Origin of the sequence: Tardiphaga sp. OK245 (genome assembly GCF_900108575.1) — a bacterium.
Classification (GTDB): Bacteria; Pseudomonadota; Alphaproteobacteria; order Rhizobiales; family Xanthobacteraceae; genus Tardiphaga; species Tardiphaga robiniae.
In genome coordinates, this window is the sequence record NZ_FNWZ01000002.1 from 1,140,455 (window position 1) to 1,157,992 (window position 17,538).

15 protein-coding genes and 1 riboswitch are annotated in these 17,538 nt (G+C 62.0%); of the genes, 8 read left to right on the forward strand and 7 right to left on the reverse strand.

The genetic code is table 11. The features are described from left to right. Positions 1-4 precede the first annotated feature (4 nt). Positions 5-814: an aminoglycoside phosphotransferase family protein gene (locus tag BLW80_RS12045; protein WP_093758057.1), complete on the reverse strand. Its 810-nt coding sequence runs from the start codon at positions 812-814 to the stop codon at positions 5-7. 129 nt (positions 815-943) lie between these two features. Between BLW80_RS12045 and BLW80_RS12050 the strand changes: the two genes are divergently transcribed. Beyond that, the gene (locus BLW80_RS12050; protein WP_089266767.1) at positions 944-1,942 is read left to right on the forward strand and encodes an Hsp33 family molecular chaperone; all 999 of its coding nucleotides are present in this window, start codon (positions 944-946) and stop codon (positions 1,940-1,942) included. Between the two features lie 970 nt (positions 1,943-2,912). Here BLW80_RS12050 and apaG read toward each other — a convergent pair. Then, positions 2,913-3,305 (reverse strand): Co2+/Mg2+ efflux facilitator ApaG/CorD, encoded by a 393-nt coding sequence (gene apaG, locus BLW80_RS12060; RefSeq protein WP_089266768.1) that lies wholly within the window; start codon positions 3,303-3,305, stop codon positions 2,913-2,915. Between the two features lie 242 nt (positions 3,306-3,547). Here apaG and BLW80_RS12065 point away from each other — a divergent pair, with 242 nt between their 5' ends. Genes BLW80_RS12065 through BLW80_RS12075 form a run of 3 tightly spaced genes read left to right on the forward strand, consistent with a single transcriptional unit; the run spans position 3,548 to position 6,530 of the window. Next, a complete protein-coding gene (locus tag BLW80_RS12065; protein ID WP_093758059.1) occupies positions 3,548-4,804 on the forward strand; it encodes an OpgC domain-containing protein in 1,257 nt (418 codons plus the stop codon). After that, the gene (locus BLW80_RS12070) at positions 4,801-5,559 is read left to right on the forward strand and encodes an SGNH/GDSL hydrolase family protein (protein WP_093758060.1); all 759 of its coding nucleotides are present in this window, start codon (positions 4,801-4,803) and stop codon (positions 5,557-5,559) included. The genes BLW80_RS12065 and BLW80_RS12070 overlap by 4 nt, the downstream gene beginning before the upstream one ends. Next, positions 5,559-6,530 (forward strand): SGNH/GDSL hydrolase family protein, encoded by a 972-nt coding sequence (locus BLW80_RS12075; RefSeq protein WP_093758061.1) that lies wholly within the window; start codon positions 5,559-5,561, stop codon positions 6,528-6,530. Before BLW80_RS12070 ends, BLW80_RS12075 begins: the two co-directional genes overlap by 1 nt. A 155-nt stretch (positions 6,531-6,685) precedes the next feature. On the opposite strand, the gene BLW80_RS12080 is transcribed toward BLW80_RS12075, so the two are convergent. Then, positions 6,686-7,867 carry an O-succinylhomoserine sulfhydrylase gene (locus BLW80_RS12080; RefSeq protein ID WP_093758062.1) on the reverse strand — a complete coding sequence of 394 codons (1,182 nt, stop codon included), beginning with the start codon at positions 7,865-7,867 and terminating at the stop codon, positions 6,686-6,688. Between the two features lie 83 nt (positions 7,868-7,950). Then, positions 7,951-8,030: riboswitch (SAM riboswitch) on the reverse strand. 107 nt (positions 8,031-8,137) lie between these two features. On the opposite strand from BLW80_RS12080, the gene BLW80_RS12085 reads away from it, so the two are divergent. Beyond that, complete coding sequence (locus tag BLW80_RS12085; protein WP_068737579.1) at positions 8,138-9,244, forward strand: 2'-deoxycytidine 5'-triphosphate deaminase; 1,107 nt, start codon at positions 8,138-8,140, stop codon at positions 9,242-9,244. Positions 9,245-9,337: 93 nt separating this feature from the next. Here BLW80_RS12085 and BLW80_RS12090 read toward each other — a convergent pair whose 3' ends face one another. Together BLW80_RS12090 and BLW80_RS12095 are read right to left on the reverse strand one after the other, a co-directional pair. Further along, the gene (locus tag BLW80_RS12090; RefSeq protein ID WP_093758063.1) at positions 9,338-10,000 is read right to left on the reverse strand and encodes an outer membrane protein; all 663 of its coding nucleotides are present in this window, start codon (positions 9,998-10,000) and stop codon (positions 9,338-9,340) included. Between the two features lie 229 nt (positions 10,001-10,229). After that, positions 10,230-11,123 carry a LysR family transcriptional regulator gene (locus BLW80_RS12095; protein ID WP_089266774.1) on the reverse strand — a complete coding sequence of 298 codons (894 nt, stop codon included), beginning with the start codon at positions 11,121-11,123 and terminating at the stop codon, positions 10,230-10,232. Positions 11,124-11,262: 139 nt separating this feature from the next. Here BLW80_RS12095 and BLW80_RS12100 point away from each other — a divergent pair, with 139 nt between their 5' ends. After that, positions 11,263-12,255, forward strand: coding sequence for an aldo/keto reductase (locus BLW80_RS12100; RefSeq protein ID WP_093758064.1), 993 nt, complete (start codon positions 11,263-11,265; stop codon positions 12,253-12,255). Positions 12,256-12,274: 19 nt separating this feature from the next. Here the strand turns inward: BLW80_RS12100 and BLW80_RS12105 are convergent, their stop codons facing one another. Then, a complete protein-coding gene (locus tag BLW80_RS12105) occupies positions 12,275-13,117 on the reverse strand; it encodes an SDR family oxidoreductase (RefSeq protein WP_093758243.1) in 843 nt (280 codons plus the stop codon). Between the two features lie 162 nt (positions 13,118-13,279). Between BLW80_RS12105 and garD the strand changes: the two genes are divergently transcribed. After that, on the forward strand, positions 13,280-14,824 hold the full coding sequence (gene garD / locus BLW80_RS12110) for a galactarate dehydratase (protein WP_093758244.1): 1,545 nt from the start codon (positions 13,280-13,282) through the stop codon (positions 14,822-14,824). Positions 14,825-14,993: 169 nt separating this feature from the next. On the opposite strand, the gene BLW80_RS12115 is transcribed toward garD, so the two are convergent. After that, positions 14,994-16,334, reverse strand: a complete 1,341-nt coding sequence (locus BLW80_RS12115) for a PQQ-dependent sugar dehydrogenase (RefSeq protein ID WP_093758065.1) — start codon at positions 16,332-16,334, stop codon at positions 14,994-14,996. Between the two features lie 127 nt (positions 16,335-16,461). Here BLW80_RS12115 and BLW80_RS12120 point away from each other — a divergent pair, with 127 nt between their 5' ends. After that, positions 16,462-17,514: a hypothetical protein gene (locus BLW80_RS12120; protein WP_093758066.1), complete on the forward strand. Its 1,053-nt coding sequence runs from the start codon at positions 16,462-16,464 to the stop codon at positions 17,512-17,514. Positions 17,515-17,538 lie beyond the last annotated feature (24 nt).

The following is a 17,538-nucleotide window of genomic DNA, read 5'->3' on the forward strand; positions in this document are numbered from 1 at the left end:
GCGATCAGCGATCGAGTTCTGTCGCGGCCAGCTCGGCCACCTGAAAGTCGATGCTCGCCGGATCGTCGTCGCCGAGGAACCATGCGGCCGAGAGGCCGGTCCATGCCAGGACCCATTGCAGCAAGCGATAGCGATCGAGTTTGGCCGCGTCGCTGACGACCTCGACACGCCGCTGGAAACGGCCTGGCGAGGTCGAGACCGGGCGCGTGGGGTCCGAGAGATCCGGGTTGGTGAAAATGTTGGCGAAGTCGAAGCCGCGCTCGCCGATGATGTGCTTCGGATCGATGGCAAGCCAACCACGCTCCCCGAAGTCCAGCACATTGTCATGGTGGAGGTCGCCGTGCAGCACGGTCATCTCGCGGGGGTCGTCCAGCAAAGCGTTGGCCGTTTCGGAACAGCGACGTAACAGGCCGCCATGGGTCGCTGCGGCCGGCGCGAGTTCGCGGAACCAATGCTGCAGCCGTACCAGCGGAGGCGGCGATTTTTGCCTTGGCCGGTGCAACCGTGCCGCCACGGCGCACAGGATGCGCGAGGCTTCGTCGTCCTGTCCACCACGCGCCATGTCGGAGAGCGAGGCCGGGCCTTGGGCGCGTTCCATCAGCAACGCGTCGTCATGGCGGGCCAGAACCCGTGCGGCGCCGTCGCCGTCCCACCATTCCAGTACCGCGCTGCCGGCGCGTTCGTCCTCGCCCTTGGCCAGTTTCAGCATCGCCGGCTGGCCCCGATGCAGGACTGGCAGCAAATATCCGGCGTGGGAGGTAATGGCCGTGCCGTCCGGGACGAGGTGCCACCGCCTAAGGTAGGTTTCAAACATCGTTCGCTTATACTTGGTAGATATTTCATCCGAACGGGGGCAAATCGTCGCCGGATGCCTTGTATTCGTTCGGACATTTGCCCCTTTGCGGGGTTTCGATTTCAGCTCCTCGCCCTTACATAGAGCGCCATGACCCCATCAAATCCAAATCTCCAGCCCGACGCCCCCATTCGCGCGCCGTCCTCCGTTCCGGTCGATGACGCGGTGCTGCCCTTCGAGGTGGCGCCGCTCGACCTACGCGGGCGGCTGACGCGACTTGGCCCGGCGCTCGACGAGCTGCTCGCCAAGCATGATTATCCCGCGCCGGTGGCCAAGCTGCTCGGCGAGGCCATCGTGCTGACCACGCTGCTCGGCTCCTCGCTGAAATTCGACGGCCGCTTCATCCTGCAGACCCAGACCGATGGTCCGGTGTCGCTGATGATCGTCGACTTCCGCGCGCCGGATAAAATGCGCGCCTATGCGCGGTTCGATGCCGAGCGCCTTTTGCCCGGTCTCGGCACCGCGGCGCTGCTCGGCAAGGGCCATCTGGCGATGACCGTCGATCAGGGGGCGGATATGAGCCGCTATCAGGGGCTCGTCGCGCTTGACGGCGGTACGCTGGAAGATGCCGCACATGAATACTTCCTGCGCTCCGAACAGATTCCGACCAAGGTGCGCCTCGCCGTGGGCGAGGAATGGCGCAGCGGCGAGGAAGGTGGCCCGACACATCGCTGGCGCGCCGGTGGCATGCTGCTGCAGTTCCTGCCAAAGGCGCCGGAGCGCGTGCAGCGCGACCTCCATGCCGGCGATGCGCCGGAGGGCGCGGAGGTGGATGCTGTGCCGGAAGATGACGCCTGGGTCGAGGGCCAGTCGCTGATTGGCACCGTCGAGGATGTCGAGCTGATCGATCCCGATCTGTCCGGCGAGCGGCTGCTGTATCGCCTGTTCCACGAGCGCGGCGTCCGCGTCTTCGCCTCATCGCCGCTGCGCGCGGAGTGTTCCTGCTCGCGCGATGCCGTGTCCGGCATGCTCAAGAGCTTCGAGCCGCAGGACCGCGCCGACATGGTCAAGGACGACAAGGTCGTCGTGACCTGCGAGTTCTGTTCGTCGGTGTATGAGTTCACACCGCAGGAAGCGGGCGTGGAATAGGCATTCGCCCGCGTCACGCCCCGCTGTCATTCCCCGGCACACCAATTGGTGCGGCGAGGAAACTCAATCCACACTCGTCATTCCGGGGCGCACGAAAGCGGCGAAGCCGCTGAAGTGCGAACCCGGAATCCCAGAGTGTTTTGCACTGACTAGAGACTCCCATGCCGAGATTCCGGGTTCGCGTCCGGCAAGTGCCGGCCGCGCCCCGGAATAACAGTTGAGGCGAGGAAACATCCTCAAACATTTTTTCCTATCCTCGGTTGACAGCATCCCCGTCTGGTTTATATTCCCATTCGTCCGGCCCCGATGAGAGGGGCGATCGCGATCGTCACGTTCGCGGGGCTGGATGCGGTGGACGCCGGAGATGCGGCGTCACGCGGTTCATGGGGGACGTCTGTCTTCGGGCAGGACGGATCTGCGCCAGCACTGCCACTGGCAAGGAGACGGCCGACCTTCGGATGGAAGACCCCCTGGACAGTGTGACGGACGACCAACTCGAAACGCGTTCGGCCAAGTGCTTTGCGGCTACCCTGTCCCTCCGCCCTGGGACATTAATTTTGGTGATGGGACCGTTCGCCATGGCAGATGTGCAAGCAACCGAAAACACACCGCAGGCGGAACGTCGGGCACTTGCTCGGCGCCTCCGAAAGTCCTGATGCACACTACTCTGCGGAAGACCGCATCGCATCAGGCCCAAGGGTGCAACGGGCACCCGGCGTTCCGCACGCCCTCTCACCAGAGGGTGGGAATGCAAAGGACGACGGCGCCCCCGCGCCGCAAACAACAGGGGCGATGTCGCATGTCTGAAGGACAGTGGCTGTTTGACAGTTGAATCTGCGATGAGGCCGTAGGATGGGTAGAGCGCAGGCGCATCTTGCGCCGGAGCGAAACCCATCACCAACATCAACATACGGTGGTGATGATGGGTTTCGCGAAGACGCTCTACCCATCCTACATTTCTACGGCTCGCCTAATTCAGCACGCGCTTGCCGTCCGGTCCGTCCAGCGAAAACAGCGGCACGTCGATCTCGAACGGCTCGCCGGTATCGGTCACCATCTGATAGGTGCCTTCCATGAAGCCGGACGTCGTCGGCAGTGGCACGCGCGATGTGTATTCGAAACGTTCGCCGGGACCGAGCACGGGCTGCTCGCCGACGACGCCTTCACCGCGCACTTCCTGCATGCGGCCGGATGCATCGGTGATGATCCAGTGCCGGGTCTTCAACTGCACGGTCTCTTTGCCGGCATTGGTGATGACGACCGTATAGGACCAGAAGAACTGTCGCTTCTCCTGCGACGAGCTTTCAGGCATGAAATTCGGTTCGACGGTGACTTCGATCTGTCGTGTGATGGCGCGGTACATGGCGGTGTCATCGTTCAAAATGCGTCGCAAGCATAGCGAAAAACACGTTACCGGCCAAATCCAGGGAAAATCGGCGTGGAGTGCTGCGCGGAACGGCGGCAACCCATCGCGGTTTCAACATAGTTACCGCATAATCGATCCCTGATTTGGCTATGACGTGACGGATCGCCCCATGCAGATGGCCTGCGTGGTGTGGGGCGGTCGATTTTCATCATGCGACGATTTCCGTTGAGCGGTGCTGAATGACCTATGTTGCCGACCCGATTGCCGGCCATCCCCACGCAGATGCGTCCTCCCACGTGTCCGCGTCGCGCGCCTCGACGCGTGCCGATGCCGTGTCGTTTCCCGTCGCAGGCACCGAACGCGAATTGCGCCTCGATCTGTTTCGCGGGCTGGCGCTGTGGCTGATCTTCATCGATCACCTGCCGCCGAATATCCTGACCTGGCTGACGATCCGTAATTACGGTTTCAGCGACGCCACCGAGATCTTCATCTTCATCTCCGGCTATACCGCCGCTTTCGTATATGGCCGCGCGATGCAGGAGCAGGGCACGCTGGTGGCCAGCGCGCGCATCTTCAAGCGAGTCTGGCAGATCTATGTCGCCCACGTCTTCCTGTTCACGATCTTCCTCGCGGAAATCTCCTATGTTGCGACGCGGTTCGAGAACCCGCTTTATTCCGAGGAAATGGGGATTCTCGATTTTCTCAAACAGCCTGACGTGACCATCGTTCAGGCGCTGTTGCTGAAATTTCGCCCGGTAAACATGGACGTGTTGCCGCTCTATATCGTCCTCATGCTGTTCCTGCCGCCGATCCTCTGGCTGATGCGCCGCCGCGCCGATCTCACGCTGGCGCTGTCGGTCGGTCTTTATGCGCTGACCTGGGAATTCGACCTGCATCTGACGGCCTATCCGAATGGCGTCTGGGCCTTCAATCCGTTCGCCTGGCAATTGCTGTTCGTGTTCGGTGCCTGGTGCGCGCTGGGCGGCGCCGTCAGGATGTCGCGGATACTGTCATCCAACATCACGCTCTGGCTCTGCGTGGCCTATCTTCTGGCGGCGTTCTGGGTGACGCTGACCTGGTACATTCCGCAGATCCACCATCTGCTGCCGAAGGTCATCGAGCAGTGGATGTATCCCATCAACAAGACCGATCTCGACGTGCTGCGCTTCGCCCACTTCCTGGCGCTGGCGGCGCTCACGGTCCGTTTCCTGCCCAAGGAGTGGCCGGGGCTGAAATCGGTCTGGCTGCGGCCGATGGTGCTGTGCGGCCAGCACTCGCTCGAAATCTTCTGTATCGGGGTGTTCCTGGCCTTTGCCGGCCATTTCGTGCTGGCTGAGGTCGCCGGCGGAGCCGGCATGCATGCCTTGATCAGCTTCCTCGGCATAGTTGTTATGTCAACCGCCGCCTGGGTGTTTTCGTGGTACAAGGGCGTCACTGTCAAAGGCGGATCCCGCGCCAAACGATCCGACGCGGATCTCGCAGGAGGGGAAGCATGAAGGCCGTTCTGCGGCTCACGATGCTGGCTGGCCTGCTGGTGGCGGCTCCTGTCCGGGCCGAACCGCCCGCGCATACCTGTGAGGTTCCCGCCTACCTCCTGACCTCCGAAAGCACCCTGCCCAAGGTCGAGGCTGCGGCGAAACCGGGCGGAAAGCTCGATATTCTGGTCATTGGCAGCCGATCCTCGGTGATCGGGGTCTCCGACCATTCCGCAGCCTATCCGAACCGCCTGCAGGCCTATCTGAAGGAGAAGCTGCCGGGCGTCGAGGTGAACGTGGCACTGGAGCTGCAGGTCAAGAAGACCGCCGAGGAAATGGCCCCGACCCTGGAACAGCTGGTGACGGACAAGAAGCCGAACCTGGTGATCTGGCAGACCGGAACCGTGGATGCCATGAAACAGGCCGACGCCGAGGACTTCCGGAACGCCCTGGATGAGGGCGTTGCCGCCATGCAAAAGGCCGGAACTGACGTCATTTTAATGAATCTGCAGTACAGTCCGCGCACGGAGACGATGATTTCCGGCTCCGCCTACCTAGATAATATGCGTGTGGTGGCGCAGCAGCACGACGTCCCGCTGTTCGACCGTTTCGCCATCATGCGGCACTGGAATGAGAGCGGTGATTTTGACCTGTTCAGCGCGTCGCCCGGCATGGAGCTGGCGAAGCGGGTGCATGATTGTCTTGGCCGGGCGCTTTCGACCTTTGTCGTCGATGCGGCCAAGATCAAAGCAGCGGATTTGAGGATTCAGCGTTAATGAGTTTCGTCGGCCATTTGTCTCGCTTTGCTGTCGTCGCTGCCTTTGCCGCTTCCACGACCTTCGCGCTCCCGATCTCATCGTCCATCGCGCACGCCGAAGCGGCGCAGGCCGCCCCGGCTGACAGCAAGGGCGCCGACCAGGGCGTTGCGGCGAATGACCCCGCGGACGCCGCGAAGAGGGGCGTCGCTGCGAAAGCCATCGACAAGGTCAAGGAAGTCGCAAAGACCGCGACCGATATCTTGAGCCGCGTCCCCTGCCGTACACCGAAAGGCGGCATGAAGGCGATGGGCGCGCTGCCGCATGTGGCCAGCAAGCTCGTGGCCGGCAAGCCCGTGGTCATCGTTGCGTTCGGTTCGTCCTCCACCGAAGGCTACGGTTCGACGGCGCCGGAATTCACCTATCCGAACCGCCTTGCCGCGCAGCTGCATCGTGCTTACCCGTCGGCCAATATCACCGTGCTCAACCGCGGCAAGGGCGGCGAAGATGCGCCGGAAATGATGGCGCGGCTGCAGAGCGAAGTGATCAATTCGAAGCCTGATCTCGTGATCTGGCAAGTCGGCACCAATGCGGTGCTGCGCAATCTCGATCCCGGCGAAACCAGCAAGATGGTGGAAGACGGCGTCGCCCGCATTCAGGCGGCGGGTGCCGATCTGGTGCTGGTCGATCCGCAATATTCCCCGCTGGTGAATACGCGGCCGGAAGGTACCAGCAAGATGGTCTCGCTGCTGCACAAGGTGGCCGAACTACGCAAGGTCGGCATCTTCCCGCGCTTCGAAGTGATGAAGGAATGGCACGAAGGCCAGCAGATGTCGTTCGACAGCTTCGTCATTGCCGACGGCCTGCACATGAACGACTGGGGCTATGCCTGCTTCGCGCAGTTGCTTGGCGACAACATCATCAAGTCGGTCGGCCAGGTGAAGCTCGGCATCAACGAGCCGCAGATTCAGCAGGCGCAGAAGCCGCTGTAAGTTCGAAGAGGGGCGAATGCCTCTCAGCCGTCATTGCGAGCCCGCGAAATTCGCCTTCGGCGATTTTCGCTGAGCGAAGCAATCCAGTCTTGCTTGAAAGAAAGTCTGGATTGCTTCGTCGCAAGTGCTCCTCGCAATGACGATGGAGAGATTGGCTACGCCTTCGCCAGTGCCGCCTGAAGATCCTCGATCAGATCGTCGCGATGCTCGAGGCCGGCCGAGAAGCGGATGAAGCCTTCGGTGATCCCGAGTTCGAGTCGCGCCTCCAGCGGCAGACGCTGATGCGTCGTCGTCGCCGGATGCGTGACGAGGCTCTTCGCGTCGCCGAGATTGTTGGAGATGCGGGCCACTTTCAGCTCGTTGAGGACGCGGAACGCCGCTGTCTTGCCTCCCTTTACCTCGAAGCCGATCAGCGTCGAACCCGCACGCATCTGCTTCTTCACCGTTGCCGCCTGCGGATGATCCTCGCGGCCCGGATAGATCAGCCGCGAAATCTTCGGATGCTGGGCGAGCACATCCGCGATCGCCGCCGCCGTCTGCGTCTGCCGCTCGACGCGGATCGCCAGCGTCTCCAGCCCCTTTACCAGCGTCCATGCATTGAACGGTGAGATCGAGGGGCCTGTCTGGCGCAGATAGTTATGAATATGCTCGTCGATGAAGTCCTTCGACGACAGGATGATGCCACCGAGGCAACGTCCCTGACCGTCGATGTGCTTGGTCGCCGAATACACGACGACATCGGCGCCGAGCGCCAGCGGGCTCTGCCAGAGCGGCGTCGCGAACACGTTATCGACGATCAGCCGCGCACCGCCGGCATGGGCGATGTCAGCGATGGCTGATATGTCGAGCACGTCGAGCGTGGGATTGGTCGGGCTTTCCAGGAACAGCGACTTGGTGTTCGGGCGCATCGCCTTCTGCCACTGGTCGAGGTCGAGGCCGTCGACCAGGGTGAATTCGATGCCGTAGCGCGGCAGCAGCTCTTCGATGACGTAGCGACAGGAGCCGAACAGCGCCTTGGCGGCGACGACGTGATCGCCCATGCGCAGCGGCGCGAGAATGGCGGTGGTCACGGCGGCCATGCCGGTGGCCGTCGAGCGTGCAGCCTCCGCACCTTCGAGGTCGATCATGCGGCTCTCGAACATCGACGTATTCGGATTCGAAAAGCGCGAATAGATGAAACCGGGATCTTCGCCCTTAAACCGCGCCTCGCAGGCTTCTGCGGTCTCGTAGATGAAGCCCTGCGTGAGGAAGAGGGCTTCGGACGTCTCGTTGAATTGCGAGCGCAGTGCGCCGGAATGAACGAGCCGGGTTTCGGGGCGATAGGACTTCGTAGACATGTGACCTCCAACGTACCCGCGTAACACGGGCACAAAAAAACCGGCCTGGACGGACGTCCTCAGGCCGGGATCGCATGCTGGAAGGACATGTGTCCCCGGCCTGTTTAGCGACTTATTTTACGTGGCTGCAAGCCGGCCGGCTCAAATCACCACGGGATAACGATGTGCATATTCCCGCTTGCCCTTTTCGTCAAGGCGGGGCTGAGATAACCGGTAAAGTCGCTATTTTTCAGTGTATTCTCGCTGAAGGACGACCGAAGGACGAGACCTGTGCCGTTTACGCTTGCCCCCGATGCCGATGGAATTCTGCCCGACCGCATGATTGCGGCGATGGCCGATGCCGGCCTGATCCTGCCGGAATATCCCTTCGTCGAGAGCCAGATCCAGCCTGCCAGCCTCGATCTGCGGCTTGGCTCCATCGCCTATCGCGTGCGCGCCAGCTTCCTGCCGGGGCCGAATTCGACGGTCGCCGAGCGCATCGACGAATTGAAGCTGCACGAGATCGATCTGTCCGATGGCGCGGTGCTCGAAACCAACTGCGTCTACATCGTGCCGTTGATCGAGAGCCTGGCGCTGCCGCCGAACATCTTCGCGGCTGCCAATCCGAAGAGCTCCACGGGGCGCCTCGATGTGTTCACGCGGGTGATTGCTGATGGCACCAGACGGTTCGATGTGATCGGTGCGGGCTATCACGGGCCGCTTTATGCCGAGATCAGCCCGAAGACATTTCCGGTATTGCTGCGCGAAGGCTCGCGCCTGTCGCAGGTCCGTTTCCGGGTCGGCGATGCGGTGCTCGACACCGAGGCGCTGGAAGAACTCCACGCGCAGGAGCCGCTGGTCGACAGCGACACTGCCGACCTCAACAATGGCCTCGCGCTGTCTGTCGATCTCTCCGGCGAGAATGCCTCGGGCTTCGTCGGCTACCGCGCCAAGCGTCATACCGGTGTGGTCGATATCGATCGCCGCGGTGGCTACAGCGTCAATGAATTCTGGGAGCCGATCTCGGCGCGCAAGGACGGCACGCTGATCCTCGATCCCGGCGAGTTCTACATTCTCGCCTCCAAGGAGGCGGTGCAGGTGCCGCCGGACTACGCCGCCGAGATGGTGCCATTCGATCCGCTGGTCGGCGAATTCCGCGTCCACTATGCCGGCTTCTTCGATCCGGGCTTCGGTCATGACGGCGCTGGCGGCAAAGGCTCGCGCGCGGTGCTGGAAGTGCGCTCGCGCGAAGTGCCGTTCATTCTCGAACATGGCCAGATCGTCGGCCGTCTCGTCTATGAGCGCATGCTGGATCGTCCGGATGCCCTCTACGGCCAGCGTATAGGCTCGAATTATCAGGGCCAGAGCCTGAAGCTGTCGAAGCACTTCAAAGTCTGATTGCTCACCGCTCCGAGCAAGCAAGAAAAAAGGCCCGCATTGCTGCGGGCCTAAGTTTTTTCTGGAGACGAAGTAGACGATAGATCGTCAGGCTTACTGAACGAAGCCTGCGCCGAAGTTGCCCAGGTTGAAGCGGTAGTTCAGGCCGGCCTTGATCGTGTGCTCGTCGTTCTTGAACCCGCCAACGGCGAGGGTCGGCGTGATGAAGTTGACGTTGCCGAAGTCGTAATACTGGTATTCGACCTTGCCCGACCAGTTCTGGGTGAACAGATATTCGAGACCGCCGCCAACCGTGTAGCCATCGCGGCCGCCGTCGCCGGCAAAGCCGTTGGTGAAGCGCGAGTCAGCCCAGGCGTAACCGCCCTTTACGTAAAGCAGTGCTGGACCCCAGGTGTAACCAACACGACCGGTGACCGAACCGAGGCCGCGATTGTCGAAGTTGCTGCTGGTGGAGAGGAAGCTGTAATTGGCTTCAAGACCGAACACCCAGTTCGGGGCGAACTGGTAGTCGTAACCACCCTGCACACCGCCCATGAACGTGCCGTCATTGCTGCCGCCGAGCAGGTTGTTGTCGTTGCCCGGGAACGCGCCGCCGATGTGCCCGCCGATGTAGAAACCGGTCCAGTTGTAGATCGGAGCAGCCGGAGCATAGGCCGGAGCCTTGGTGTAAGGGCGCGCAGCCAGGTCAGCAGCGGACGCCGGAGCGGCCAAAGCGACGAGGGCCAGAGCAGCGGTAGACAGTAGAAGCTTCTTCATCAGGTGTTCCTTCTCAATCCCGACGGGGGATGACGAAAGGCAACCTAGACTATTGCGCAGTGATTGCTGTCACACGCGTGCAACAGCGCCTCAAACGAAAAAGGCAGCTTTGGCGACCACGTCGCGCTTAGGACACAGCATTGCCCAAATTGATTCAGGAACTTTTCACAATGTGTGATTTCGCTTCAATCACGTTCGGATTGAGGCGCTGGAACACGACAACCGTTGATCAGCCACGGTAACGCAACGCTTCAACCAGCGCCGCGAATGCGGATGTCGGTTGTCGGCGGCTCGGATAATAAAGGTGATAACCCGAGAACGGTTGGCACCAATCGTCAAGCACTTGAACAAGCCGGCCTGAGGCAATGTGATCGCGCACGCGATCCTCCGGCAAATAGGCCAGCCCCAGTCCATTCAGCACCGCCTTGTGGCGCAGCGACATGTTGTTGAACACGATCTGGCCATCGACACGCACTTTCAAGGCGCGCCCGCGCTTCTCAAACTCCCACGCATAGAGGCCGCCCATGGTCGGCAGACGGATATTGATGCAGTCATGCGCGGTGAGGTCTTGCGGGCGTTTCGGCAGCGGTCGTTTGGCGAAATAGGACGGCGCGCCGACCACGACCATGCGAAAGTCCGGTCCGATACGGACGGCGATCATGTCTTTTGCGACCTGTTCGCCCAGGCGAACGCCCGCGTCGTAGCGTTCCGCAACGATATCGATGAGGCCGTAATCGACGACGAGTTCGGCCTTGATGTCGGGATAGCGTGGCAGCAGCTTCGCGAGGGCGGGCCAGATGATCGTCTCGGCGGAATGCTCACCGGTGGTGATGCGGATGGTGCCGGCCGGCTTCTCGCGCAGCTCCGTGACAGCCGCGAGTTCGGCGTCGATCTCTTCCAGCTTGGGGCCGATCGTCCGGATCAGGCGTTCGCCAGCCTCGGTCGGCGCGACGCTGCGGGTCGTTCGGGTCAGGAGGCGCAGTCCAAGCCGCTCCTCAAGACCGCGAATGGTGTGGCTGAGCGCGGATTGCGAGACGCCAAGCTTGGCGGCTGCGCGCGTGAAGCTCGCCTCCTTCGCGACGGCAAAGAAGGCGAGGAGGTCGTCGATTGTCTGGCGGGCCATTCATGAATCCGGCTGATAAGTGCGTGCAGATTATATCATCTAGTCTCATGGGCGCACGATCTCCAGATGTCGCTGGTCGGCGGCAAAATCCCACCAGCGCGGGAGCCGCTCATTGGCCGGATGGCACAGGAGATTTGACATGAAGACACGCATACTCGGACGCAATGGACTGGAAGTCTCGGCCATCGGGCTCGGCTGTATGGGGATGAGCTTCGGCTACGGGCCTCCGGCCGACACAACGGAAATGACCGCACTGATCCGCGCGGCGGTCGAACGCGGTGTCACCTTCTTCGATACGGCTGAAGTCTACGGTCCGTTCACCAATGAAGAACTCGTCGGCGCGGCGCTCGCGCCGCTCCGCGATCAGGTCGTCATCGCCACCAAATTCGGCTTCAAGCTCGATCCCGTGACCGGTCAGCAGGTCGGTCACGACAGCCGCCCCGCACATATTCGCGAGGTCGCCGAAGCATCGCTCACGCGCTTGAAGATCGATGCCATCGATCTGTTTTATCAACACCGCGTCGATCCCGACGTGCCGATCGAGGATGTCGCCGGCGCGGTGAAGGACCTGATCACTGAGGGCAAGGTCAAACATTTCGGCCTGTCCGAGCCGGGCGTGACGACAATTCGCCGCGCTCATGCCGTGCAGCCGATTACTGCGATCCAGAGCGAGTATTCGTTATGGACGCGCAGCCCCGAAAAGGAAGTGCTGCCGACGCTCGAAGAACTCGGGATTGGCTTTGTCCCTTACAGCCCGCTCGGCAAGGGCTTCCTCACCGGTGCCATGAACGAGAGCACAACACTCGACAGCGGCGATTTCCGCAACATCCTCCCGCGCTTCACGCCCGAAGCGCGCAAGGCAAATCAGGCCCTTGTCGATCTGCTTGGCGAGATCGCGGCACGGAAGCAGGCGACGCCCGCGCAGATCGCGCTGGCATGGCTGCTGGCCAAGAAGCCGTGGATCGTGCCGATCCCGGGCACCACGAAACTGCATCGGCTTGAGGAAAATCTCGGTGCGGCGGCTATAGAGCTGACATCAGACGATCTGCGGGACATCGACAGCGCTGCTGCAAAAATCACCGTGCAGGGCAACCGATATCCGGACAGGTTGGAAGCGATGACCGGCCGGTAGTCCGCAGGTCACTCGCTGCTTAGATCTCGCGCCGCTGCCACAGCGCCGTGAGGCCTTCGCGATAGGTCGGAAACGCGAGCTTCACGCCAAGCTCGCGTTTCAACCGTGCATTCGAGATGCGATTGTTGCTGGCATAGAAGCTGCGCGCCATCGCGCTCATCTCGGCGGTTGCGAAGTCCTGCTCGGGGGGCGGCGCGATTCCCATCAGTGCTGCGGCATAGGTGACGACGTCCTGCGGCGGCGCCGGCTCGTCGTCGCAGAGATTGAAGATGCCGGTCTGCGCGTGATCGAATGCTGCGGCGACAGATGTTGCGATGTCGTCCACATGGATGCGGTTGAACACCTGGCCCGGCTTGACGATGCGATGGGCCTTGCCGGTTTTGAGATTTTCCAGCGCATTGCGGCCGGGACCGTAGATGCCGGCGATGCGCAGGATCGTCGTGCGATCGCCGGCCACGGCGCGCCATGCGTCTTCGGCATCGATACGTGCCTTGCGTCGGCCCTCGCCGGAGACCGGGGCGGTTTCGTCGATCCAGGCGCCCTGATGATCGCCGTAAACCCCGACGCTGGAGAGATAGACGATGCGCCGGATGCCGCTGGCCGCGATCACAGAGCCGAAGGTCTGCAGCACGGGATCGCCATCTGCGCCGGGCGGGACCGAGACGAGCAGCGCATTGGCGCTCGTGAGGCGATCGGCAATGCCGGGATCGGTGACATCCGGGTTGAAGACCAGCGTCTCGATATCCCGAGCAGCCGACTTGCCGGCCGTGCGGACGGTGCCGGCAATCCCGGTGAATTGACCGCCGTGCCGGGCGATGAACCGGTTTGCGCTGTAGCCGAGCCCGAATACGAAAAGACGCACGTTCATCCCATTTCTGCATGAATTCGGGCGCGCCGGCCCATTTCTAGGTCATCATTCGGGCTGCAGAGCGCGTCGGTCAAGTGCGCGACACCGTCATCTTTTGTGCTACTGCTCTGCTACGAGACCGGCGCGAATGCCGGCAGATTTGGGAAGGACAAGGCGATGGCCACCACGCTGGCAGCAGACGCATATGCGCCGCGCTACATCAAACTGAATGCGCGCGACAACGTCGCCATCATCGTCAATGATTTCGGCCTGCCCGCGGGCACCATGATGACCGGCGGCCTGGAGCTGCGTAACTTCGTGCCGCAGGGGCACAAGGTGGCGCTGGAAGATATCGCAAAGGATGCGCCGATCATCCGCTACGGCGAGATCATCGGCTATGCACTGGATATGATTTCGGCCGGCGAATGGGTCGAGGAGGCGCGCATCCATATGCCCGATGCGCCGGATCTCGACAGCCTTGAGATTGCCAATGCGGTTCCGCAACCGCAGCCGCCGCTGAACGATTACACATTCGAAGGTTTTCGCAATCGCGACGGCTCCGTCGGCGTGAAGAACATTCTCGCCATCAGCACGTCGGTGCAATGCGTCGCCGGCACGCTGGAATTTGCGCTGAAGCGCATCAAGGCGGAATTGCTGCCGCGTTATCCCAATGTCGATGACGTTGTCGCTGTCACCCATGGCTATGGATGTGGCGTCGCCATCAATGCGCCGGATGCCTATATTCCGATCCGCACACTGCAGAACATCGCGCGCAATCCCAATTTTGGCGGCGAGGTGATGGTGGTCGGCCTCGGCTGCGAGAAGTTGGCACCGGAGCGTTTGCTGCCGAAGGACGATCCCGGCAGCATGATGCGCCTTCAGGATGAGGGCAATCACAGCTTTGGCGACATGGTGGATACGATCATCACCATGGCCGAGGCGCGGCTGAAAATCCTGAACCAGCGCAAGCGTGAGACCTGCCCGGCCTCCGACCTCGTGATTGGTCTGCAATGCGGCGGCAGCGACGCATTTTCCGGCGTGACCGCCAATCCGGCCCTCGGCTTCGCGAGCGATTTGCTGGTGCGCGCCGGCGCAACGGTGATGTTCTCCGAAGTCACCGAGGTGCGTGACGCCATCGAATTGTTGACGCGCCGTGCGGTCAACGAGGATGTCGGCCGCGCGCTGATACGCGAGATGGATTGGTACGATTCCTATCTGGCGCGCGGCGGCGCCGATCGCAGCGCCAATACGACGCCCGGAAACAAGAAGGGTGGTCTTGCCAATATCGTCGAGAAGTCATTGGGCTCCATCGTCAAGTCCGGTTCGAGCGCAATCAGCGGCGTGATTGGCCCCGGCGAACGCGCGACGACGAAGGGATTGCTGTTCGCGGCAACGCCGGCAAGCGATTTCGTCTGCGGTACGCTGCAGCTTGCCGCCGGCATGCAGATGCAGATCTTCACCACGGGGCGCGGCACGCCCTATGGGCTGGCGCAGGCGCCGGTCATCAAGGTCTCGACGCGGACTGAACTGGCGAAACGCTGGTCGGACCTGATCGATTTCGACGCCGGCCGCATTGCGTCAGGCGAGATGACCATCGAGGAGGCCGGCTGGGAGCTGTTTCAGCTGATCCTCGACGTTGCCAGCGGCCGCAAGCAGGTTTGGGCGGACAAATGGGGCTTGCACAACGATCTCGTGCTGTTCAACCCCGCACCGGTGACGTGAAGAATTTCAAGTCGGATAGGCGAAGTAATAAAAACTCGTCATGCCCGGCCTCGTGCCTGGCATCCACGTCTCGGCCATAAACTCAGGAAGACGTGGATGGCCGGGACATCAAGTGAAGCCCTCGCTTCGCGCTGCCCGGCCATGACTGAGCTTTGTCAGGTCTCTGGTATCACTTCAACGCTGCCGCCTTCGCGCCCGATGGCGTCACGCGCCAGATCGTATTGCCAACATCGTCGGCCACCAGCAATGCGCCCTTGCTGTCGATGCGGACGCCGACCGGACGCCCCTGCGCTTCACCACTGTCATTGAGGAAACCGGTGAGCACGTCCTGGGGCTTGCCCGAGGGCTTGCCGTCGGTGAAGGGCACGAAGATCACCTTGTAGCCGCTTTGCGGTCGCCTGTTCCAAGACCCGTGCTGGCCGATGAAAGCGCCGTTCTTCATGTTGGCGGGGAAGAGATCGCCGGTGTTGAAGGTCAGCCCGAGTGATGCGGTATGCGCACCGAGCGCGTAATCCGGCGCGATGGCTTTGGCCACCATGTCAGGGCGCGGCGGCTGCACGCGGACATCGACATGCTGGCCGTAATAGCTGTAGGGCCAGCCATAGAAGCCGCCATCCTTCACCGAGGTCATGTAATCTGGCACAAGGTCGCTGCCGATCTCGTCGCGCTCGTTGACGGTGACCCAGAGCGCGCCGCTTTGCGGCTGCCACGACGGGCCGTTGGGGTTGCGCAGGCCGGATGCGAAGACGCGTGAGGCGCCGGTCGCGCGGTCGATCTCGATCACCGCGGCGCGGTCTTTCTCGGCCTCCATGCCGTTCTCACCGACATTGCTGTTGGAGCCGACGGTTGCATAGAGTTTCGTGCCGTCGGGACTCGCCGTGAGATCCTTGGTCCAGTGGTGATTGATCGGGCCGCCGGGCAGGTCAGCCACCTTCACGGCAGGCGTTGTGATCCTGGTATCATTGGTCCTGTAGGGAAACTTCACCACGGCATCGGCATTGGCGACGAAGAATTCGTCGCCAACCAGCACCATGCCGAAGGGTGAGTTGAGCCCTTCGAGAAATGCTGTCCTGGTCTCGGCGACGCCGTCGCCGTCCGCGTCGCGCAGCAGCGAAACGCGATTTGCCGTCGGTGTGCCCGCGCCGGCATGGCCCATCACCAGTTTCATGACCCAGCCCTTGATGCCCTTGCCATCTTCCGGCTTCGGCGGCGCATTGCTTTCTGCCACCAGCACGTCGCCATTGGGCAACACATAGACCGTACGTGGATGATCGAGCCCGCGCGCAAAAGCGCTGACCGTCATGCCGTCCGCAGCCTTCGGCTTGGCACCCTCTGGCCAGCCGACCGCCTTGGAGACATTGACTGTTGGAATAAGCGACTTGTTGGGCTCGACAAGCTTCGGCGACGGTCCGAAATCCTCGCCTGATGCGATGGTGGATTGTTCGTTGCATCCGGCCAGTGGCAGCGCCAGGGCGACGAGACAGGCGGAAAGCAGGAATTTCTGGCGCATGGAATGTCCTTGTGGCTGAGAACATAAAATGCGCGCGATGCAGGAACGTTCGGCCTCCCTGCATGAATTTCATGTGAAGCCGGAGTGATGCACGGCTATGGTCCTCCCAACAAACAGGGAAGAAACGATGACCGGACCGACAAATACGAGCGACGAAGCCACCTGGACGCGCTGGCGTAGCGTCGCCGATCTTTATCACGCCTATTTCACCGGCCTGATTCTGAGCACGGTCACGCGCCGCGGCACGGCAGACGCCGCCGAGTTCATGTTTCGGATCTTCCGCCGGCAGCAGCAGGAGCGCTTTCTGCCGGGACTCGTGAAGCTCGGTCTGTCCGGCCTGCCGCCCGCGGTCGCTGCGGCCCAGTATCACTATCTCTCGAACTGGATCGGCGGCGTGTCGGTCGAGTACATGTATGAGAGCGACCGCAAGGCCTGGATCCGCTATCCGCCGCCGCGCTGGATCTGGCGCGGCACGGCAATCTGCGGTGTGCCCGGCGAAGTCTCGCGCGCGATGCTGCGTGGCTGGCACGCCAATAATGGCGTTTCGCTTGGTAATCCCCGCATGGGCTTCGTCTGCACCAAGCAGAGTGTCGATGGCCAGGACGGGCTCGAAGGCTATTACTGCGAATACGACCACGATCTCGATATCGATCAGCGTCTGGTGTTCGCGCGCCATCTGGAAGCGCCGTTGTTCGATCCCGCCAAGGCACCCGCGCTGCCGGTGGATAGCTGGCCGAAAGCCCGGCTGGAAAAGGCCTATCGCAACTACGCCATGGAATATGTACGGACCGCAGCGCCTGTAGCGGTTCAACTGTTCGGCCCGGTTGATGCCGGCTATTTGCTGCATTTGACCGGCAAGCTGATCGGCATGCAGTATTTCGACGAGGTCTCCGCAGGCTTCGGCTTGCAGCGCGGCGACGCCAGGGCCTTCGCGGAATTCCTCGGCGTTCTGTTCGCAGCGCAGGACGACATCGTGGAGATCAGCAAGTCCGAGGGCCAGTTCGAGATCCGGCAGCAGAGCTGGAAATTGATGGACGGCGTCGCCGACAACAATGCCGCCTGCGCGAGGGCCTTGCAGGGGTTGGTCGAGGGCCTCGCCGCCGGATGCGGTCGCAATATACCCATCGCGATGACGCCGGCACGAGGTGGTGCGCTCCCGTTCATCTGGTCGGTCGGCTAGCGCCTCGCTCCCTTGATACTGCAG